Source organism: uncultured Oscillibacter sp. (genome assembly GCF_910584465.1).
Lineage (GTDB): Bacteria > Bacillota > Clostridia > Oscillospirales > Oscillospiraceae > Oscillibacter.
The window spans coordinates 1-21,262 of sequence record NZ_CAJUBK010000011.1 but is presented as its reverse complement, the minus strand read 5'-3'; the positions used below and the strand labels follow the sequence as shown (position 1 = coordinate 21,262).

16 protein-coding genes are annotated in these 21,262 nt (G+C 67.7%); 8 read left to right on the top strand and 8 right to left on the bottom strand.

Features of this window, described 5'->3' with window-relative positions:
- Window positions 1-205 precede the first annotated feature (205 nt).
- The 5 genes from prmA to QZ332_RS04680 all read right to left on the bottom strand — a co-directional run bounded on the left by prmA (window position 206) and on the right by QZ332_RS04680 (window position 5,729).
- Window positions 206-1,168 carry a 50S ribosomal protein L11 methyltransferase gene (prmA, locus tag QZ332_RS04700; protein ID WP_295762989.1) on the bottom strand — a complete coding sequence of 321 codons (963 nt, stop codon included), beginning with the start codon at window positions 1,166-1,168 and terminating at the stop codon, window positions 206-208.
- A 25-nt stretch (window positions 1,169-1,193) separates the two neighbouring features.
- On the bottom strand, window positions 1,194-2,066 hold the full coding sequence (locus QZ332_RS04695; RefSeq protein WP_295762987.1) for a DegV family protein: 873 nt from the start codon (window positions 2,064-2,066) through the stop codon (window positions 1,194-1,196).
- Between the two features lie 6 nt (window positions 2,067-2,072).
- On the bottom strand, window positions 2,073-2,636 hold the full coding sequence (locus QZ332_RS04690; protein ID WP_295762985.1) for a DUF1836 domain-containing protein: 564 nt from the start codon (window positions 2,634-2,636) through the stop codon (window positions 2,073-2,075).
- 260 nt (window positions 2,637-2,896) lie between these two features.
- On the bottom strand, window positions 2,897-4,567 hold the full coding sequence (locus tag QZ332_RS04685) for a nucleoside kinase (protein WP_367116649.1): 1,671 nt from the start codon (window positions 4,565-4,567) through the stop codon (window positions 2,897-2,899).
- Between the two features lie 142 nt (window positions 4,568-4,709).
- Window positions 4,710-5,729 carry a LacI family DNA-binding transcriptional regulator gene (locus tag QZ332_RS04680; protein ID WP_295762983.1) on the bottom strand — a complete coding sequence of 340 codons (1,020 nt, stop codon included), beginning with the start codon at window positions 5,727-5,729 and terminating at the stop codon, window positions 4,710-4,712.
- A gap of 404 nt (window positions 5,730-6,133) precedes the next feature.
- Between QZ332_RS04680 and QZ332_RS04675 the strand changes: the two genes are divergently transcribed.
- From QZ332_RS04675 to QZ332_RS04640, 8 genes are all read left to right on the top strand, one after another.
- Window positions 6,134-7,999: an iron ABC transporter permease gene (locus tag QZ332_RS04675; protein WP_295762981.1), complete on the top strand. Its 1,866-nt coding sequence runs from the start codon at window positions 6,134-6,136 to the stop codon at window positions 7,997-7,999.
- A 20-nt stretch (window positions 8,000-8,019) separates the two neighbouring features.
- Window positions 8,020-9,141, top strand: a complete 1,122-nt coding sequence (locus QZ332_RS04670) for an ABC transporter ATP-binding protein (protein WP_295762978.1) — start codon at window positions 8,020-8,022, stop codon at window positions 9,139-9,141.
- Between the two features lie 74 nt (window positions 9,142-9,215).
- Window positions 9,216-10,478 carry an ABC transporter substrate-binding protein gene (locus QZ332_RS04665; RefSeq protein WP_295762976.1) on the top strand — a complete coding sequence of 421 codons (1,263 nt, stop codon included), beginning with the start codon at window positions 9,216-9,218 and terminating at the stop codon, window positions 10,476-10,478.
- Window positions 10,479-10,649: 171 nt separating this feature from the next.
- Window positions 10,650-11,351: a hypothetical protein gene (locus QZ332_RS04660; RefSeq protein ID WP_295762974.1), complete on the top strand. Its 702-nt coding sequence runs from the start codon at window positions 10,650-10,652 to the stop codon at window positions 11,349-11,351.
- Window positions 11,332-12,366, top strand: coding sequence for a LacI family DNA-binding transcriptional regulator (locus QZ332_RS04655; RefSeq protein WP_295762971.1), 1,035 nt, complete (start codon window positions 11,332-11,334; stop codon window positions 12,364-12,366). Before QZ332_RS04660 ends, QZ332_RS04655 begins: the two co-directional genes overlap by 20 nt.
- A complete protein-coding gene (locus tag QZ332_RS04650; RefSeq protein WP_295762968.1) occupies window positions 12,347-13,381 on the top strand; it encodes an endonuclease/exonuclease/phosphatase family protein in 1,035 nt (344 codons plus the stop codon). Before QZ332_RS04655 ends, QZ332_RS04650 begins: the two co-directional genes overlap by 20 nt.
- 23 nt (window positions 13,382-13,404) lie before the next feature.
- Entirely contained in the window at window positions 13,405-14,178 is a 774-nt protein-coding gene (locus QZ332_RS04645; RefSeq protein WP_295762965.1) for an HAD family hydrolase, read from the top strand.
- 10 nt (window positions 14,179-14,188) lie between these two features.
- Entirely contained in the window at window positions 14,189-15,109 is a 921-nt protein-coding gene (locus tag QZ332_RS04640; protein WP_295762962.1) for a PfkB family carbohydrate kinase, read from the top strand.
- 121 nt (window positions 15,110-15,230) lie between these two features.
- Here the strand turns inward: QZ332_RS04640 and mnmE are convergent, their stop codons facing one another.
- The 3 genes from mnmE to QZ332_RS04625 all read right to left on the bottom strand — a co-directional run.
- Entirely contained in the window at window positions 15,231-16,640 is a 1,410-nt protein-coding gene (gene mnmE / locus QZ332_RS04635) for a tRNA uridine-5-carboxymethylaminomethyl(34) synthesis GTPase MnmE (RefSeq protein WP_295762959.1), read from the bottom strand.
- Between the two features lie 67 nt (window positions 16,641-16,707).
- On the bottom strand, window positions 16,708-20,115 hold the full coding sequence (locus tag QZ332_RS04630) for a leucine-rich repeat protein (protein ID WP_295762957.1): 3,408 nt from the start codon (window positions 20,113-20,115) through the stop codon (window positions 16,708-16,710).
- Window positions 20,116-20,237: 122 nt separating this feature from the next.
- On the bottom strand, window positions 20,238-21,262 hold a 1,025-nt coding region (locus tag QZ332_RS04625), incomplete at its 5' end, for a polyribonucleotide nucleotidyltransferase (protein ID WP_295762954.1).

The window sequence follows — 21,262 nt, the reverse complement described above, 5'->3', positions numbered from 1 at the left end:
CCGGGCGCTCCGGCTGTCAAAAAATTTTTTGACGGCCGGAGCAAGTTTTCAGGACGTTCCGAAACGTCCTGAAAACTTATCGATCGGAAACGAGAGGGACCCTTCCTGGGTCCCTCTCGTGACTCTCCTCCTTCCCGTCGATGGAGCCTCCACTGCTTTCCCGATACGCGGAGCGCCGGGAGCTTTGCTCCCGGCGCCGATCTTTTTATCCGCTCCATCCGCAGGTGAAGGCGTACCAGCCGTTGTCCTCCCGCCGCTCCCGGACGTCCAGCCCGGCGGCGGTGAGGGCGGCCTGCACCTCGTCCACCCGGCCCTCGATGATGCCGGAGCAGAGGAAGGTCCCGCCCTCGTTCAAAAGCCCCCGGACCCGGGGCGCCAGGGCGATGATGACGTCCGCCACGATGTTGGCCAGCACCACGTCATAGCCCCCGCCCACCGCCTCCGCCACGCCCTCGTCCGTCAGCACGTCCCCCACGAGGACCGTCAGCTCCTTCGGGCCGATGCCGTTGAGCCCGGCGTTCTCCGCGGCGGCGTCCCGGCACTTGTCGTCGATGTCCACCGCCACGGCGGACCCCGCCCCCAGCCGCAGGGCGGCCACGGACAAGATCCCGCTGCCGCAGCCCAGGTCCAGCACCCGCTCGCCGCCCCGGATCAGGCCCTCCAGGGCCGTCAGGCACAGCCGGGTGGTGGCGTGGGCCCCGGTACCGAAGGTCAGGCCGGGGTCCAGGTACACTGCCACCCGGTCCCCGGGGTCCGCCTCTTCCCACTGGGGGACGATCATCAGCCGCTCCCCGACCTCCATGGGCTTGTAATACTGCTTCCAGTTGTCCTCCCAGTCGGCGTCCTCCACGTCCTCCAGGGTCATCAGCAGCGTCCCCAGGTCCCGGCCCTCCTGTTTCAGCTCCTCCAGGGCCATGCGTACCTGCGCCATCTTGGCGAAGCCCGCCTCCTTGGCCTCCAGGTAGAAGGTGATCCGGGACCGCCCGGACATATAGGCGTCCAGCTCCTCGTCCACGTAATCCCAGTAGTCCCGGTTGTCCTCCAGGAACCCCCGGAACTCCTCCTCGTCCTCGATCACCACGCCGTCCACGCCCAGCCCGGACAGCATCGCCTGGACCGTCTCCAGCCCGGCGTGGTTCGTGTCGATGTGTATCTCTGACCAGCGCATCTCGAAAACCGCCTCCCTATCGCGCTCACCGGCTCCTGCCGACGAAGAACAGCGCCATGACGCCCGCCCCGGTATGGCTCCCGATGACGGGGCCCACATAGTTGATGAAGACCTCCTTCACCCCCAGGCGGCGCCGGAGCTCCTCCGCCAGGGCCTCCGCCTCCTCCAGGCAGTCCCCGTGGCTGATGAAGACCGGATAGTCCTCCGGATCCACGGCGTCCTTCTCCATATGGTCCGCCAGGGCCTGCAAGGCGGCCTTCCGCCCCCGGCACTTCTCCATGGGGATCAGCCGGCCCTCGTCGTCCACATGGAGCACGGGCTTCACGGACAGCATGGTCCCGAACAGCGCCGCCGCGGCGCTGACCCGGCCGCCCCGCTTCAGGTGGTTCAGGTCGTCCACGGTGAACCAGTGGCAGATGTTGGCCTTGGCCCCCTCCGCGAAGTCCCAGACCTCCCGCAGGCTCTTCCCCTTCTCCTTCTCCCGGGCGCAGAGCCAGAGCAGCATCCCCTGCCCCATGGAGGCGCAGAGGCTGTCCACCACCAGGATCTCCCGCTCCGGGAACGCCTCTCCCAGCTCCTTGGCGGCGATGACGGCGGATTGGTAGGTTGTGGAGAGGGCGGAGGAGAAGCAGATGCAGAGGATGTCCTCCCCCGCCTCCAGGATGGGGCGCATAGCGGCGTCGAACTCCCACACGTTCACCGCCGAGGTGACGGGCATCTCGCCGCCCCGGACCCGGCCGTAAAACTCCCGGCAGCCGATCTCCCGGCCGTCCAGGAAGTTCCGGTACTCCTTCCCCGCCATCTCCATCCGCAGGGGCAGGACCTCCAGGCCCAGCTCCGCCGCCATCTCCGCGCTCAGGTCGCAGCAGCTGTCAGTCATGATGACAAATCCAGACATAGGGGTTCAGTCACGCTCCTTTTCTTTTTTCCCCTTGACGGGGGCAGGGCCCTCCCGCTCCCGGAGCAGGGCCACGCAGCGGCTCCCGGCCACGCCGGCGGCGTAGCTCAGCAGGGCGAAGTGGATGGCGGCGTCCGCCAGGGCGTCGTCGTCCAGCTCCCCGTCCCCCGCCAGGGCGTCCAACTCGTCGGCGGTGATGTTCAGCGCCTTGTCCAGGCTCTCCCGGAAGGCCGTATAGCCCTCCCGGACCGGGCGGCCGCCCTGGAGCTCCTGCCGGATGAGCAGGTCCATGTCCCGGGTGGACATGACCCGCTTCAGCACGCAGATCGCGGTGAAGTAGGCCAGGTGCTCCCGCCCGTATTTCTTCCCCTCGGCCCGGGGGGCCAGGCCGCTCTTGGTGTAGTTGTTCACCATGGCGGCGGTGAGGCCGTCGTCCCCGTCGAAGCGCAGGACCTGCCGGTCCATGTAGGAGAGGACCTGGTCCATATACAGGGCGAAATCGGGGAGCTGGTCCCAGTCCACAGGCCGCTGCTCCCGGAGGCGGGCCCGGAGATCGGTCAAATCGTTCATGGGTCGTCCTTTCTGATTGGCAGTACGTCCCCTGGCCGCCCGGCGGGCCGGGCGGCTCGGTCATGGTCATTGTAACACCAAGACGCGGTTTTGTAAACCATATTTTGAGGGATCGGGAAACACATCCGGCCGGGACGGCCGGCCCCTGCCCCGGGGCCGCATACGAAGACAGGCCCGGCGGGGATCCCTCCGCCGGGCCTGTCCTCATCCCATGGTCCCAGATCCCGCCGCGCCGGGCAGGCCCCGCGCCGGCGGCCGGGTCAGACGTGGTAGCAGCCCCCGCCGATGAACTCCCGCATGAGGGAGGTCTTGGGGACGTCATCCGCCGGGATGGGCAGGAAATAGTTCAAGAACTTCAGCAGCCGCTTGGCCTCGATATACTCCTCGCTGTCCCGCGGGACGCCGAAGAGCAGGGGCTGGACATAGGGCTTCAGCAGCGCCGTCTCATAGATCAGGGCGGAGTTGAAGATCATGTCCGCGCTGTCCTGGAAGGGGAAGATGTTCTCCTCCTCCCCCCGGCGGACGGAGGGCCACATCTTGATGGTGGCCTGGGCGCTGTAGCCCCGGGTCCGGGCGTCCCGCTCGATGCGCCGCAGGAGGCGGGCGTCCGTGGTGGGGATGCGGTTATGGTCGTCGATGTTCAGCGTGGTGAGGCAGCTGATATAGATCCGGTACTTGCTCTCCTTGGGCAGGGAATAGGTGAACTTGTCGTTGAGGCAGTGGATGCCCTCGATGACCAGCACGTCGTTCTCCCCCAGGCGGAGGAAGTTCCCGTTGTACTCCCGGGCACCCTTCTTGAAGTTGTAGGTGGGCATCTCCACGGTCTCGCCCTTCAGCAGCCGGCCCATGTCGATGTTGAACTGCTCCACGTCCATGGCCCCCAGGCCCTCGAAGTCGTAGTTGCCGTCCGCGTCCCGGGGGGTCTTGTCCCGGTTCACGAAATAGTTGTCCGTGGCGATGGCGTGGGGCCGCAGGCCGCAGGCCCGGAGCTGGGTGGACAGCCGGTGGGAGAAGGTGGTCTTGCCGGAGGAGGAGGGCCCCGCGATCATCACGAAGCGGACGTCCCTCCGGGAGGCGATCTCGGCGGCGATGTCGCCGATCTTCTTCTCCATCATGGCCTCGTGGGCCAGGATCAGCGGCGTGGCGCTGGCCTGGGAGATGGTGGTGTTCAGCTCCGCCACGTTGGAGGCGTTCAGCGCCTCGGAGCGCAGCGTGGACTCGTAAAGCTCCCGGAAGACCTTCCTGGAGGGGCGGAAGTCCCCCAGATGGTGGGGGTCTTTCTGCGTGGGCAGGCGCAGGACGAAGCCGTTCTCGAACAGCTCCAGCCCGAAGCACTTGATATACCCGGTGTCCGGCGCCATATAGCCGTAGAAATAGTCCACGAAGCCGTCCAGGGAGTAGACGTTGACGTGGGAGTTGATCCGGAAGCGGAAGAGCTGGGCCTTGTGGACCAGCCGGGCCTCCTCGAACAGCTCGATGGCGTCGTCGGTGCTGAGGGCCCGCTTCTCGATGGGCAGGGCCTGTCCGGACAGCTCCCGCATCCGGGCCTCCACCCGGTCCAGCAGGGCCTGGTCCAGCGTGAAGCTGCCCCGGGCCAGGATGAAGAGGGCGCTGCTGAGGGAGTACTCCACGGAGATGCGCTCCACGGCCTCCCGGCCGACCACATCGTAGAACGCCTTGAGCATCAGGAAGACCGCGCTGCGCTCATAGGTCTGGATGCCGGGCTTGTCCTGGGCGGTGACCATCTTCAGCGAGCAGTCCCGGTCCAGGACCTTGTGGAGCTCGCAGAGCTTCCCGTCCCGGTTGACCAGCAGGATGTCGCAGGGATGCCGGTCCTGGAAGTCCGCCGCGATGGTCCGGTAGGGCGTCCCGTGGGGGTAGGTGCGGGGCTCCCCGTCCACCGTGACCTTCCACATTCTCTTTCCTTCCATGAGATGACCTCCTCTATGTATGATCGTCCCGCCGGGCGGCGGGCTGCCGGGCCTTCGAATGGCTCTGCTCTTATCATACGATATCCCCCGGGAAAATACAAGGACGATCCACAGGGAAAATGCGCCGGGGACCCGCCCCGGCCTATCCGATCGGGCGGCAGGTGGCCCGCTGGACCACCGCGGGCGTGATCAGCTTCCTGGTGTACTCCCCCTGGTCGCCCCGCTCGATGAGCTCCAGCAGCAGCCGGACGGCGGCCTGGGCCAGCCGGGGCGTGTTCTGGGAGAGGGTCGTCAGGCGGATGTTGGGCAGGGCGGCGTATTCGATGCCGTCGAAGCCCAGGACGGACAGCCGCTCCGGGATGGCCACGCCCAGCTCGTCCGCCACCTGGATGAAGCCCAGGGCCACGGCGTCGGAGACGGCGAACACGGCGGTCTGGGAGAAGGGCCTGGAGAGCAGCTCCCGGGCCAGGGCACACCCGCTCTCGATGGTGGAGGCGGGGGAGGGGCTGGGGATGGTCTCCACGGTCATGCCCAGCTCGGCAGCGGCGGAGAGGAACCCCCGGCGGCGCAGGTCATGGGTGGTGCTGCCGCTGCGGTGGCCCAGGTACACCACGTCCCGGTGGCCCAGATCGTGGAGGTATCCCGCCGCCATCCGGCCCCCGGCGTAGTTGTCCACGCTGACGGTGTTGGCCCGGAGGGGGGACCCCTCCGGCGCGCAGGCGCCCAGGAGGACGCAGGGGACGTTCCCCATGCACCGGCGGGCCAGGGCATAGGCCCGGTCGTCGGCGCTGCTGAGGAGGATGCCGTCCACCCGCTGGCTGTAGAGGAAGTCGAACAGATCCTCCAGGGGCCCGTCCTCCAGCCGGCTGGAGCAGAACATGAGCTGGTAGCCCGCCTCCTGGGCGGAGAGCTCGATGTTCAGGACCAGGGCGGCGTGGAAGGGGTTGGTCATGTCCGGGACGGCGAGGCCCAGCAGGCGGGAGCGGCTGGAGCTGAGGCTCCTCGCCAGGAGGTTGGCGCGGTAGCCCTGCTGGCGGCAGACGCGCAGGACCCGCTCCCGGGTCTCGCTGTGGATCTCCGGGGCGTCGTTCAGGGCGCGGGAGACGGTGGTGACGGAGACTCCGGCAAGGCGGGCGATGTCTTTGATCGTGACGCGCTGCATAAGGTTCCCTCCTCATCCTTCGAAAGAAAACAGACGGTTTTGGTAACGTTTGCGATCGCCCGGCCGGCCGGGACGGGAGAGCGGCGGCGGGGCGGGGGAAGCGGCGCGCGGCCGGGGCGGCGCGCCGGGAGCCCTTCCGGCGGTCCGGGGGATGCGTCCTCTTTTAGAGGCGGATACAGGGTTTCCCCGTCCTTATTATAGCAGAGGATGCACCCCCTTGGCATTGTGCAAACCCGATAAAAAAGAGGAGGGCCCATGCACGTATTCGTGGAAAATCCGAAAGCGTCTTGACAGGATACGGAAGGAAATGGTATCCTATCTCCAGAAAGCCGGAAACGTTTGCATAAACGGGAGCGGGAAGACCGCTCTCCCACCCAAGGAGAAAGAGAGGTTGCCTGTTTGAGATGAGACCGAATGAGCAGAGCTATTCCAAGTCCAGGCGGCTGAAGAACCAGATCCGGGAAGTGGTGACGAACCCCTACAATGTCATCGTCCTCATCGCCATCGTCCTCCTGACGTATCTGATCGTCTTCCCGCTGGTGGACATGCTGTCCACCACCTTCCACCTGGCCCAGCGGGACCTGCGCTCCGTCCCCGGCGGCGTGGCCGGGGAATTCACCTTCTACTACTGGCAGCGGCTGCTGGCCAGCGACCTGACCATGAAGCTGCTGGTCCAGCCGCTGCTGAACTCCCTGGTCATCGGCGCCGGCGTGTCCATCTGCGCCATCGCCCTGGGCTCCGTGCTGGCCTGGCTGATGGTCCGGTCGGACCTCCCGTTCAAGCCCTTCTTCTCCCTGGCGGTGATCATCCCTTATATGATCCCCTCCTGGGTGAAGTCCCAGGCATGGCTGTCCATGTTCAAGACGCCCCGGGTCGGCGGCGCGCCGGGCTTCGTGGCCTCCATCATGCTCGACCTGGGCATGTCCACCGACGCCATCGAGGCCGCCCTGGGCCCCATCGCCTACGGGCAGATCGCCGTCATCATCGTGCTGAGCCTGCACTATTACGCCTATACATACCTGCTGGTCTCCGCGGCGCTGAACTCCATCAACTCCGAGCTGGAGGAGATGGGCGAGATCCAGGGCGCCAGCAAGAGCCTGATCCTCCGCAGGATCACCCTCCCCCTGGTGCTGCCCGCCATGCTCTCGGCGGTCATCCTGACCTTCTCCAAGGCGATCGGCACCTTCGGCACCATCAACTACCTGGGCTCCCCGGTGAACTTCCGGACCCTGTCCAGTGAGCTGTACTCCAACAACCGTTCCCAGAACACCCAGACGGCCTTCGCCATGGCGATCTTGATGATCTGCATCGCCTCGCTGTCCGTCTTCATCAACCAGAAGCTGATCGGCTCCCGCAAGTCCTATGCCACCATCGGCGGCAAGGGCGGGCGGTCCACCCCCATCGGCCTGGGCGGCTGGAAGCCCCTGATCACGCTGATCCTCATCGTCTTCTTCATCGTCGGCATCATCATGCCGGTGATCATCCTGATCGTGGAGAGCTGCATGCTGACGGAGGGCACCTACTCCCTGGAGAACTTCACGCTGTACTACTGGATCGGCGAGGGGAACCCCAACATCATGGAGGGCGTCCCCGGCATCTTCAAGAACAGCAACTTCAAGCTCTCGCTGTGGAACTCCCTGAAGCTCACCTTCGTCAACGGCGTCTTCGGCACCATCTTCGGCCAGATGCTGGGCTACATCTGCGCCAAGGGCCGGGGCACGCTCCACGGCCGCCTGGTGGAACAGCTGGTGTTCATCCCCTACCTGATCCCCTCCGTGGCCTTCGGCGGCATCTACCTGAGCATGTTCGCCAAGGACCAGACCCTCTTCGGCGTCACGCTGGTCCCGGCGCTGTACGGCACCTTCGCCCTGCTGACCCTGACCTCCGTCGTGAAGCACCTGCCCTTCGCCTCCCGCGCGGGCACCAGCAACATGATGCAGATCAGCGGCGAACTGGAGGAGGCCGCCGCCATCGAGGGCGCGGGCTTCTTCCAGCGCTTCGTCAAGATCGTGTTCCCCCTGTCCAAGGGCGGCTTCATCTCCGGCTTCATGCTGATCTTCGTCTCCATCATGAAGGAGCTGGACCTGATCATCCTGATCATGACGCCCACCACCTCCACGCTGCCCTATCTGGCCTTCCAGTACCAGAACCAGAACTGCCCCCAGGCGTCCGACTGCGTGGCCATCGTGATGTTCTCCATCGTGTTCTTGGTGTACGCGCTGGCCAACATCTTCGGAGACGCCGACCTCGCCAAGAGCATGGCGGGCTGAGAGAAAGGAGACGGAACGACATGAGCAAGATCGTTTTGACCAACGTCGATAAATTTTACGGCAAGAACCACGTCCTGAAGGACCTGAACCTGACCATCGAGGACGGCGACTTCATGACCCTGCTGGGCCCCTCCGGCTGCGGCAAGACCACCACGCTGCGCGTGGTCTCCGGCCTGGAGAAGCCCCAGAACGGCTTCATCCACATGGACGGCAAAGAGATCGTCAACGCGGCGGAGGCCATGTTCGCCCCGCCCAGCAAGCGCGATCTGAACCTGGTCTTCCAGTCCTACGCCCTGTGGCCCCACATGACGGTGTTCGACAACGTCTCCTTCGGCCTGAAGATCCGCAAGGAGCCCTCCGACGTCATCGAGAAGAAGGTGGCCAGCGCCCTGGAGCGGATGCAGATCGGCGAGTACGCCAAGCGCTATCCCACCGAGCTCTCCGGCGGCCAGCAGCAGCGCGTCGCCATCGCCCGGGCCATCGTGTCCGAGCCCCGGCTGCTCCTTTTGGACGAGCCCCTGTCCAACCTGGACGCCAAGCTCCGCGTGGACATGCGCTCCGAGCTCAAGCGCCTCCACCACGAGACCGGCACCACCATCATCTACGTCACCCACGACCAGGTGGAGGCCCTGACCATGTCCACCCGCATCGCCCTCTACCGCAAGGGCGAGCTGGTCCAGGTGGCCCCGCCCCTGGAGCTGTACGACAACCCCTGCAACCTTTACACCGCCGACTTCATCGGCAACCCCAGCATCAACTTCATCAAGGGCTCCGCCAAGGCGGACGCCGCGGGCATGACCGTGGACAGCGTCATGGGCCAGCAGAGCTTCGACCGCGCCGACATGACCCCCGAGGCCCCCAAGAGCGGCGCGGTGGAGGTGACCCTGGGCCTGCGGCCCGAGCAGGTGACCATCAGCAAGGTCCAGGACGACAAGCACCGCGTGGAAGCCCGCGTCTATTCCGGCATGCCCGCCGGGTCCGAGACCCTGGTCACCGTCCGGGTGGGCAAGGAGCTGGTGACGGTGAAGGAGCTGGGCTCCACCCACTACGGCAGCGACGAGAAGGTCTTCCTGGGCTTCGACCCGAAGAAGATCAACGTCTTCGACACCGCCAGCGAGAACCTGATCAAGTACTGCGTGTGAACCCGTGCCCCTGCGGCGGGAGCCGCTTCGATATCCGGAAAGAACAAGGAAGGATCTTAAGGAGGAAAAGAACTATGTTGAAGCGCAAGAACATCCTGGCGTGCCTGCTGGCCCTGGTGATGCTGCTGAGCCTGGCCGCCTGCGGCGGCGGCAGCGGCAGCGGCGGGAACAGCTCCGGCGGAGACGCCCAGCCCTCCGGCGGCGGCGACGCCGGCCAGACCGCCCCCGCGGACACCGGCAGCAGCGACCTGACGGAGTGGGAGCAGAGCTCCGGCATCTACAACACCGACGAGACCGACGAGGAACTGTATCAGAAGGCCCTAGAGGAGGGCGCCACCGTCACCCTGTATTCCATCTCCTCCCGCTGCACCAAGGTCGCCGACGCCTTCATGGAGAAGTATCCCGGCCTGGAGTGCGTCCCCTTCGACATCTCCACCAACGACCTGCTGGAGAAGGTGACCAAGGAGTATGAGGCCGGCGCCCCCACCGCCGACGTGGTCCACATCAAGGACCAGGACGGCTCCATGTACCTGGAGTACGTGGCCAACAAGATCTTCTACAACTTCAAGCCCGCCGACATCTTCTCCCACATCGACCCCAGCTACACGGAGACCGCCACCCCGCTGTACATCGAGCTGACCCAGCTCTTCTACAACACCGAGGTCTATCCCGACGGCTCCCCCATCACCAACCTCTGGCAGCTCACCGAGCCCCAGTGGAAGGGCAAGATCATGATGCAGAACCCCCTGGACAACCTGGCCTGGGGCTCCTGGATCGCCGGCTTCTGCGTGGGCGAGGAGCCCCAGCGCCTGGCCGACGCCTATAAGGCCCTCTACGGCGAAGAGCTGACCCTCTCCGACGGCTGCGAGAACGCGGGCTACGAGTTCCTGAAGCGCCTGCACGCCAACGCCCCCATCTTCACCGCCTCTTCCGACGAGATCGCCGAGTCCGTCGGCACGCCCGGCCAGTCCGATCCCCCGGTGGGCTTCTGCGCCTCTTCCAAGCTCCGCAAGGCGGAGGAGAACGGCTGGCTGTTCGCCCCCGTGAACCTGGAGCCCGACACCGGCATCCCCGCCGTCAACACCCTGTACATCGTGGAGGGCAGCGAGCACCCCTCCGCCGCCAAGCTCCTGGTCCGCTTCATGATGGGCGGCGTGGACGGCGACATCGGCGGCTATAAGCCCTTCAACACGCTGGGCGGCTGGCCGGTCCGCGACGACCTGGCCCCGGCCGAGGGCTCCACGCCCTTCGAGGAGATCAACGTGGCCCCCTTCGACGCCACGGAGATCTACTACAACTACAACACCGTCCGCGACTTCTGGCAGCAGCTGGGCTGAGCGGGAGCGCGGTCCCCTTCCTGCCCCGATCGGGGCGGGGAGCGGCGGGCGGACGTCCGCCCGCCGCTTTTTTCCGACATGGCCCCGCGGCGCCGTGTCCCGCCCTCCGGACGTCCATGATGTGCGGAGGGGGAGCGGGCCGTCCGCGCCCGGCCCCGGAGAGGAGCGCCTATGAGCCTGTTCATCGACAAACAAAACCGCAGGAAGAGCCCCCTGGCCCTGGCGGCCTTCGGCGCGGCCCTGCTGTACCTGGGCGTCTTCGCCCTGCTGTACGCCGTCCTGGCGGAGCCGCTTTACGAACACGTGCGGCTGGGCAGCCCGGCGGCGTCCACGGCCGCCCACGGCGCCATCATCGCCCTGGCGGGGACGGCGGTGTGCTGCCTGCTCTTCCTGCTGGAGGACAAACGGGTGGCCCCCCTGGGCTTCGCCGGCCTAGCGGTGGTGCTGGGGATGTTCTGCGCCGCCGCGCTGATGCTGGAGGGGGAGGAGCGGGGCCTGATGCTCCGCCTGATCGGCCTGTACGGCGCGGCCCCGGTGCTGGTGGGCAACGCCGTGGCCTGGCCCCTTTACTGGAAGCTCCGCCCCAAGGCCCCGCGGCGCCGCAAGACCGTCCGGCAGGAGCTGATGGAGGCGGCCGCCAAAGAGGCCGCGGGACCGGAGCGGGGACCGGCCCAACGGACGGAGGCGGTCCGGCCCCCCGCCCAGGACGCGGCGGGAGCCCCGGCCCCGGGGGCCCCGGAGGCGGAGGCCCCTCCGCCGGAGGAGGCCCTGCCCGGCCCGGCAGCGTCCGGCGGGCCCGGCTCCGCCCGCTCCGAGGAAGAGGAGGCCATGCTCTTCTACATGGATGACGGCGATGAAGAGAGCGACGATTAAAGACGTGGCGGCCCTGGCGGGGGTCAGCGCCGCCACGGTGTCCCGCGCCCTGGACGACCGGCCCGAGATCAGCGGCGAGACCAAGGAGAAGGTCCGGGCGGCATGCCGCCGCCTGGGCTACGTCCCCAACGCCGCCGCCAGGGGCCTGACGGGGCGGCGGACCAACGTCATCGGCATGGTCGTGCCGGACGTGTCCAACCCCTATTTCTCCGGCATGGCCACCGCCATCGAGCGGCGGGCCGCGCAGGAGGGCTACCGGCTCCTGCTGAGCAACTCCATGCGCAGTGAGGAGCAGGAGATCCGGGCCATCGACCAGTTCCTGGCCCGGCAGATCGACGGGCTGCTGGTGGCGGCGATCTCCCCCCAGTCCCAGGCCCGCCATGGGGCGCTGATCCGCGGGCTCCCCTGCGTGTACATCGGCGTGAACCACAGCGAGGCGTGCAGCTACGTCATGTCGGACAACACCGCCGGGGCCTATGAGGCCACCCGCTACCTCCTGAGCCTGGGCCACCGGGACATCCTGTTCTTCGGCGGGCGGGACACCTCCCGCACCCGGGAGCTGCGCATCAAGGGCTTCTACCAGGCCATGGCCGAGCGGGGCCTGCCGGGCCGGGAGCTGGCGGCGGTGGGCGACGTGCGGCAGCTGCGCCAGTGGAGCTATGAGCGGGCGCTGGCGCTGTTCCGGTCCGGCCCGGTGCCGGACGCGATCTTCGCCTTCTCCGACATCACGGCCCTGAAGATCATGGAGGCGGCGGAGGAGCGGGGCATCCGCGTCCCCCGGGACGTGTCGCTGCTGGGATACGACAACATCTCCTTCGCGGCCCTGCCCCGGATCGACCTGACCACCGTGTCCCAGCGGAAGTTCCGGGCGGGGGAGATCGCGGTGGCCCGGCTGCTGGAGCAGATCCGGGGGAACCAAGGGCGGACGGTGGACCTGCTCCAGCCGGAGCTGGTGGTGCGGTCCACCTGTATCAAAAAAGAGGAGGCGGACCACGATGAAGGGACTGCCCAATGAAGAGCGGCAGCGCCTGGGGGCGCTGCTGGACGAGACCTCCCAGGAGGAGGTCATGGCCCGGATCGCCCAGTTCTCTCAGGCGGAGATCCACGCGCTGGCCCCGGCCCCGGCGCAGGCCCCGGAGGCCCTGGGGACGCTGGTGTTCAACATGGAACGGGGCGTGTGCCTGGCGGAGCTGGGGGATTTCCTGGAGTCCTGCCCGCAGGTCCGGCCCTTCGACGTGATCTTGGCCAACGAGCTGGACGACGGCTGCGTCCGTTCCGGCGGACGGGACACGACGCTGGAGCTGGCGCAGCGGCTGGGGATGAACGCGGCCTTCGGGCTGGAGTTCATCGAGCTGGTGAACGGCCAGGACCCCAAGGGCTTCCACGGCAACGCCATCTTCTCCCGCTGGCCCATCCTGCGGGCCAAGGCGGTCCGCCTGCCGGAGCAGTACAACTGGTACTTCGACCGCCAGCGCCGCATCGGCGGACGGCTGGCGGTCCTGGCGGAGCTGGACGTGGCGGGGCGGCACGTGGGCGTGGGGACCATCCACCTGGAGAACCGGACCCAAGGCCCGGGCCGTCAGGCCCAGCTGGAGGCCGTGCTGGCGGAGGCGGAGCGGATGTTCCCCGGGATGCCGGTGATCCTGGGCGGCGACCTGAACACCAACACCTTCGACGGCCGGGACAAGGACGCCATCCAGGCGGTGGCGGGGAGCCCGGAGCTCCAGCGCCGCTGCCTGGAGGACGTGGCCTCCTGGGAGGGCTGCCTCCCGGCGGCGGAGCGGGCGGGCTACCGCCTCCTGCCGGACGAGGCCGTGGCCACCCGGCGCAAGCCCCTCCCCGGCGGAGGGCACCTGGACCTGCGGCTGGACTGGCTGCTGGTCCGCGGCGTGGAGGCGGGGGAGAGCCGCACCATCTCCACCCGGAAGGCGGACTGCGGCTTCGCCCCGGAGGGCAGCGCCCTGGCGGCCTTCACGGGGGAGGAGCTGTCCGATCACAATGCAGTCTGGGCGTCCTGCGCCCTGGGATAACGATGGAAAAAGGAGGCGTTCGGATGCTGAACACCGTATTGTTCGACATGGGAGGGACCCTGGAGGACATTTGGAACGATGAGACGACCCTGGCCGCGGTGATGGAGGAGCTCCAGGCCATGCTGCGCTCGGCGGGGCTAGAGCCCGGCTGCGGCCCGGCGGAGTTCCAGGAGAAGGTCCTGGCGGGGCTGAAGGCGTATAAGAGCTGGAGCGAGTCCGTGTGGCTGGAGAAGAAGCCGGAGGAGATCTGGCCGGACTTTTACCTGAAGGATTTCGGTTTCGACCGGGAGAAGCTGCTCCCCATCACCGAGGACCTGGCCAACATGTGGGAGCTGACCTATTTCCACCGGGAGCTCCGCCCCGGGGCCGCCGAGATGCTGGAGTCCCTGGAGCGGCGGGGCTATAAGCTGGGGGTGGTGTCCAACAACGCCTCCTTGTACAACGTCTTCAACGTGCTGGAGGACTACGGCATCCGGCACTTCATGCGGGACGTGACCGTCTCCAGCGTCACCGGCTACCGCAAGCCCCACCCGGAGATCTTCCGCATCTCCCTGCGGCAGATGCAGGTGCGGGCGGAGGAGTGCGTCTACGTGGGCGACACGATCTCCCGGGACATCATCGGCGCCAAGCGGGCGGGCCTGGCCAAGGCGGTGCAGATCGGGTCCCACCTCTCCGCGCAGAAGGACGCGGCCGTCAAGGACGCGGCGGAGAAGCCGGACGCCGTCATCTCGGACATCCGGGAGCTGACCGCCTGGCTGGATGAGGTCTGCCCGGCCATGTCCGCCGGGCGGGCGTGAGGGCGGCCCTATGGATCGAAAGGAAAAGGGGGCCCGCATGGGAGGGCCCTATGACGTCCTGGTCATCGGACCGGTGTCCCTGGACCATAACATCGACTATCAGGGCAACGAGCGCAGGGAGGTAGGCGGCGCGGTGGTGTCCTCCGGCTTCGCCGCCGCCAGGAGCGGGAACCGGACCGCCGTGTTCACCAAGCTCGATCCCGCCGACGCCGACGTGGAGGCCCGCTTCCGGGGCTCCGGCGCGGACCTCTATTGGAAGCCCTCCTCCGCCACCTGCTCCATCCGCAACCAGTACTTCACCGCCGACAAGGAGACGCGCGCCTGCACGTCCATGGGCGTGTGCGATCCCTTCCGGTTCGAGGAGCTGCCGGACGTGGAGACGAAGATCTACCACTTCGCCGGGCTGGTCCACGGCGACTTCGACGGCCCCCTCTTCGCCCGGGCGGCGGAGCGCGGCAAGGTGGCGGTGGACGTCCAGTGCCTCCTGCGGCACGTGGAGCCGGACAGGACCATGGCCTTCCACGACTGGGCGGAGAAGCGGGAGTACCTGCCCTGCATCGACTATCTGAAGACCGACGCCGCGGAGGCGGAGATCCTGACGGGCCTGACGGACCGGGCGGAGGCGGCGAAGCTGCTCCACCGGTGGGGGGCGAAGGAAGTGCTGATCACCCACAACACCGAGGTCCTGGCCTACGACGGCAGGGAGGTCCACACCTGCCCCATCCGGGCCCGGGACCTCTCCGGCCGGACGGGCCGCGGGGACACCACCTTCGCCGGGTACATCACCGAGCGCCAGCGGGCGGACATCCGGGAGGCCCTGCTGTACTGCACGGCCCTGGTGTCCCTGAAGATGGAATCCCCCGGCCCCTTCCAGGGGAGCCGGGAGGACGTGGAGGCGTACATCGCCGCGCTTTACCCCGGATGGACCTGAGGGGACCGGCGGGCGGATCGCGGCGGCTTCCCTCCCGATGAGACCAAGACGCCTGGGGCGGCCCCAAAGGGGCCGCCCCAGGCGTCTCATCGTCCCCCGCGGACGCAGGGGACGCGGTCCGTCACTTCCCCACGCAGAACCGGGAGAAGATGCGCTCCACGATCTCCTCCCGGGCGGTCCGCCCCGTCAGCTCGCCGATGGCGTCCAGGGCCTCCTCCGCGTCGGTGAGGACGGCGTCGGGGGTCATGCCGCCCTCCAGGGCCTCCCGCGCCCGGCGGACGGCCTCCCGCGCCCGGCGGGCGGCGTCCTCCTGCCGCTGGTCCGTCAGGAGGCTCCCCGCCTCCTCCGGCCCCCCCGGGGGGAAGAGGGCCGCCACGGCCGCCTCCAGATCCTCCAGGCCCTCGCCGGTGACGGAGGAGACGGAGACGAAGGCGGCGGGGCCGTTCCAGCCCGGGTCCCCGATGGCCCCCAGGGCCCCGGCGCACGTCCCGGTCAAATCCCGCTTGGAGGCCACGAAGATCCAGGGCGTCTCCTTCCCGCCGACCGCGCCCAGCAGCCCGCGATAGTCCTCCCGGTACGCCGGGGGCCGGGGCGTCCCCGGCTCCGCCAGATCGTCGGACACCAGCAAGATCAGCTCCGCCTCCTCCATGGCCCGGCGGGAGCGCTCCACGCCCAGCCGCTCCACCTCGTCCTCCGTCTCCCGGAGGCCCGCCGTGTCGATGAGGCGCAGCAGCACCCCGCCGCACAGGACGCTCTCCTCCACCGTGTCCCGCGTCGTCCCCGGCACGCCGGTGACGATGGCCCGTTCATAGCCCGCCAGCGCGTTCAGCAGGGAGGACTTCCCCGCGTTGGGCAGGCCCACGATGGCCGTCCGTACGCCCTTTTTCAGCACCCGCCCCCGGCGGCAGGTGCCCAGCAGGGCCGTCAGACGCCCCTCCGCCTCCCCCAGGGCGGCGGAGATCTCCTCCGGCCCCACGTCCTCGATGTCCTCGTCCGGGTAGTCCACCACGGCGTAGAACCGGGACACGATCCCCAGCAGGGCCTCCTGTACCGGCTCCAGCCTCCGGCGCAGGCCCCCGTCCAGCTGGGCGGCGGCGTTCCGGGCGGCGGAGGCGGTCTCGGCGTCGATGAGGTCGATCACGGCCTCCGCCTGGGTCAGGTCCATCCGGCCGTTCAGGAACGCCCGCTTCGTGAACTCCCCCGGCCCCGCCTGCCGCGCCCCGGCGGCAAACAGCGCCGCGAGCACCTCCCCCAGGACCACCGGGGACCCATGGCAGTGGAACTCGGCGCAGTCCTCCCCGGTGTAGCTGTGAGGCCCGGGGAAGCGGACCGCCAGGGCATGGTCGACGACCCGCCCCGCCCCGTCCAGCACCTCCCCCAGGACCATCCGGCGGGGCTCCAGCCCCTCGAAGGGCCCCCGGGACCGGAAGACCCGCCCGCAGACGGCGAAGCACTCCGGCCCGGAGACCCGGACCACGCCGATGGCGGAGGGCGCCCCTCCCCCGGCGGCGATGGCGGCGATGGTATCCATGCTCTCCTCCTCTCTGCGAGATCGGGGCGGGCTCCCTGGCCCGCCCCGATCGGTCGTCTCTCCTGTTTTATACGCGCTGGCTGAACCGGTACAAGAGCACCGCGAACTGGGCACGGGTGACGGTGCCGGTGGGATCGAGCCGGTTGCTGGCGTCCCCGGCGACGATGCCGTTGGCCACGGCCCAGATCATGGCGTCCCGCGCCACGGCGGGGACCAGGCTGCTGTCCGTGTAGCCCGCCAGGTTCAGGCCGCTGGGCCGCGTCCCGCGGCCCTTCAGGACGGCGCAGCGGTAAAGGGCCGTCACCACCTCATGCCGGCTCATCGCCCGCTCCGGGTCGCTGCCGGTGGCGAAGCCGGTCTCCACCGCCCAGCGCCGGGCCTCCGCCAGGCTGGCGGGATAGGTCCCCATCAGCCGGGCCATGACCATCCAGACCTGCTGTCCGGTGATGCCCCCGTCCGGGTCGAACCGGCCGCCGGCGCCGCCCATATAGCCCATCTGGTTGGCCCAGTTGATCTCGCCCGCCGCCCAGTGGCTGGTGGGGACGTCGCTGAACAGCTGGGTCCACGCGTCCGCCCGGGGCGCGCCCGCCGGCGACGTGATCTGCACCGGGACGGTGTCCTCCGTGCGGGTGGGGTCGCTGCGCTCGGAGCTGACGATCCCGCCCCAGCCCGCTTCGTCGGCGATCCGGGCGAAGCTGGCCTGGACCCTCACGTTGGAGGCCGGCATGGTGAAGCTGGGCCGCCGGCCGGTCAGGTCCTGGGCGGTCGTGCTGCCGATGACCCGGATCATGTCCAGCTCATACCCGGCGTCCGGCGTGACGGTGACGCTCACGCTGGTCCCCGCCTTGGCGCTGGTGTGGAAGACCTTGATCGTGCCGCCCGCGCCCTGGACCACCGTGATGGTGTAGGAGGCGTTGGGGTCCGGCTTGTCGGGCTCCTCGGGCTTGTCAGGATCTTCCGGATCTTCCGGGTCCTCGGGCTCCGGCGGCACGGCGGCGTCCCGCTCCTGCGTCTCGCCGCAGACCGTGCAGCTCCGGCTCTCCTTCTTGCCGTCCTCGCTGGCCGTCCAGCCGCCCCAGGTGTGGTCCTGCTTCGGCTCCAGGTCGATCGTGAGGGCCTCCGACTCACCGCAGACCGCGCAAGTGGCGGTGCCGGTGGCCGTGCCGGGCTTGCAGGGGAACTCCCACTTCTCGGAGCCCTCGTCCTTCACGAAGTCCTCCCACTTATGGCCCTGGGGATCGGGGTCGATCGGCACGTTCTCCTTCAGCAGCCGGGGCTTGCCCTCCAGGGGGCAGTTCTCGTTCACGCACACCTCGTAGGTGTTCTTCAGGCCCCCGTACGTACAGTTCGCGGGCTCGAGGATCTTATCCAACTCGGGATCGTAGACCCATTTATGCCCCGTGGCGGGGATGGGCACTTCCTCCTGCTCGCCGATCCACTCCTTGCAGACCTCACAGCGGTAGGCCCCGATCACGCCCACGCCCTCGTGCTCGCAGTCCGGCGGGGTCTTGACCTCCATCTCGACCACATCCGGCTGCTTGTGCCCCGTTTTCGCGGTGACGGTGACCTCCGCCTTCCAATAGATCTTCTCGTCGCCGTCGAATTTCTGGGCGTCCTTGCCGTGGTACGCCCGCAGGTGGTCCACATACCCTTGCTCGATCTTGGTCAGGTCGTCGTAGGGATCCGGCTTTTCCTCGTCCCCGCCGTCTCCCTCGTCCCCGTCCTCCGCGTAGGGCACGGGGAGCGCCGCTCCGGCCAGAGACTGTCCGGCCGTCCCCGTGTTCTCGTTCAAGATGGTGCTGCCGTCGGGGAGCGTCACGGAGGCCCTCCGCTCTTCGATCGCCTCCTCGAACTTCGCGCACCACCCGCACTCATCCGCCTCGGAGAAGCCGCAGACCTTGCAGATGCTGTGGGTCACGACGAGGCCCGCCTCCGTGCACGTGGCCTCCTTCAGGGTCTCCGGTTTGCCCATGTGGCCGTAGCCGAACTCGTGGGGCGTCCTGGGGACATGCTCGTCCCGCTCGATGAGCTCCACATGCCCGCACGTTCCGCCATCATCGCCCACGGGGCGGATACAGGTCTTGAAGCGCTCCGTGATGCCCTCTTCCGAGCAGGTGGGCTCCTGGACGATCTCCTCCTCGATGCGGTCCTTCGTGCTGTCCTCCGGGTCCTTGGCATACTCATGCCCCAAAGGATCGCCGTCCGCCGTGGGATCCACCAGGACCGTCCCGCAGATCGAGCAGGCTTTCCCGCCCTTGTACGCGGGCTCCGTGCAGGTGGCCTCGGTGTCCGCCCGGTCCTCCATGTTGTGGTAGGGGGCGGAGATGTCCCGGATCTGGATGAAGGAGCTGCCGTTGTTGAAGGACTTGCAGGGGATGGTGGTCTCTGTCACGACCTCCTTATTTGTCAGGTTGAATACCGGCTTCCCATCCGGCCCCAGGATGATCTCGCCCGTGGTCGGGTCTGTTTTCGGGTTCGTCGGATCCTCGACCCACTCGGTCTTCCGTTCGATCTTCTTCGTCCCCTCACAGACGAACTTGACCGTGACCTTGCCGTCCTTGCCGTAGTCGCTGCACCGGGGGTCGCTCAGGCCCGTGATCGTCCCCGTGAGGTCCTCGTTGCTGGCCGTGAAGCCGTGGATGTGCGACAGGATCTCGTTTTCGTCCTGATAAATCCCCCACTCTATCTGCTCGTATATGAATTTATAGGTCGGTGAACCCTTCACGCAGTGGAAAAGGTCCACATCCCCCCATTCGAAGGCACTCCTGTCGATGTCCACATCTCTCCTGAGGAAGATGACGTTCTCCAGGCTCCTGCAGCCCCCGAACGCCTGAGAGCCGATCTCGGAAACACTGAACGGGACGATGAGCTTCGTCAGCTCGGTGCAGCCCGAGAACGCGCTGTCCGAGATCGATTCCAGGTTGCCCGGGAGCGTCAGGTCCACCAGGTTCCTGCAGCCCGAGAACGCGCCCTCCCCGATCGAGGTCTCGACGAAGCTCAGTTCGCCGTTCTCGTCCACGGCGTCCAAAAGGGTGACCTTCCGCAGGTTCTTGCAGTTTTGGAACGCATACTGGTCGATGGCGACGCCGCCGGGGATCTCGATCGTGTTCAGGTTCTCCGCCCCGGTGAAGGCGTTCTGCCCGATGTGGACGATGCTGTTGGGCAGCACGATCGTTTTCAGCTCCGAGACCATGTTGTTCGTCGGCGACGTCACCGCGTCGAAGGCGTTGTCCCCGATCGACCGGACGATCCTGCCGTCGGCCAGCACATCGGGGATCTGCACCGTATCCAAGGCCGCGGATCCTTCGGGCGAGCCGACATAGCTCTCCACCTCCGCCGCCGGGACGCCCTTGTAATTATAATCAGTATAGGTGAACAGCGCCTCGGCCTCCTCCGCGCTCAGCGCCGAAGCGCCCACGGTCAGCGCCGCCACCGCGGTGATGACCAATAAGATCCTCCTGATCCATCGTTCCATGCTCGGTCCCTCCTGTCACGCCGGAGCCTCATGCGCTCCTGTCCTTACAGCATACCACAGATCCCCATCCCTTGCAAGGATAAAAGGGGGCGGGCCGCACGGCCCGCCCTGGTAATTTTTCCTTATTTGGCCCGCTCGCCCGCGGCCTCCTTGGCGCGGATCTCCCGGACGGCGTCCTTGTGGCTCAGGTTCACCCGGCCCTTCTCGTCGATGTCGGTGACCTTCACCCACATCATGTCGCCGATCTTGCAGGCGTCCTCCACCTTCTCGATCCGGTGGTCCGCCAGCTTGGAGATGTGGACCAGCCCGTCCTTGCCGGGGGCCAGCTCCACGAAGGCGCCGAAGGTCATCAGCCGCACCACGCGCCCGTAGTACAGCGCGCCGATCTCGGGCACGAAGACGATGTCGTCGATGCACTTCTTCGCCGCGTCGCAGGAGGCGGCGTCCACGCCCGCGATGAAGATGGACCCGTCGTCGTTGATGTCGATCTTCGCCCCGGTGTCCGCCACGATCTTCTGGATGACCTTGCCGCCGGAGCCGATGACCTCCCGGATCCGAGAGGGGTCGATGTGCATGGTCAGCATCTTGGGGGCGTACCGGCTCACGTCCTTGCGGGGCTCGGCGATGCAGGGGAGCATGATCTGGTCCAGGATCTGGCACCGCCCGTCGTAGGTGATCTCCAGCGCGTCCTTGATGATCTCCATGGTCAGCCCGTCGTTCTTCAGGTCCATCTGGATGGCGGTGATGCCCTTCTTGGTGCCCGCCACCTTGAAGTCCATCTCGCCGTGGAAGTCCTCCACGCCCTGGATGTCGATGAAGGTGGTGAAGCCGCCGTCGTCGTCCTGGATCAGGCCGCAGGAGATGCCGGCCACGGGGGCCTTGATGGGCACGCCGGCGTCCATCAGCGCCAGGGTGGACCCGCAGACGGAGCCCTGGGAGGTGGAGCCGTTGGAGCTGACCACCTCGCTGACCACGCGGATGGCGTAGGGGAAGGTCTCCACGTCGGGGATCACGGGCAGGAGGGCCCGCTCGGCGAGCGCGCCGTGGCCGATCTCCCGGCGGCCGGGGGAGCGGGCGGGCTTGGCCTCGCCGACGGAGTAGCCGGGGAAGTTGTAGTGGTGCATATAGCGCTTCTCCGTCTCCTCCC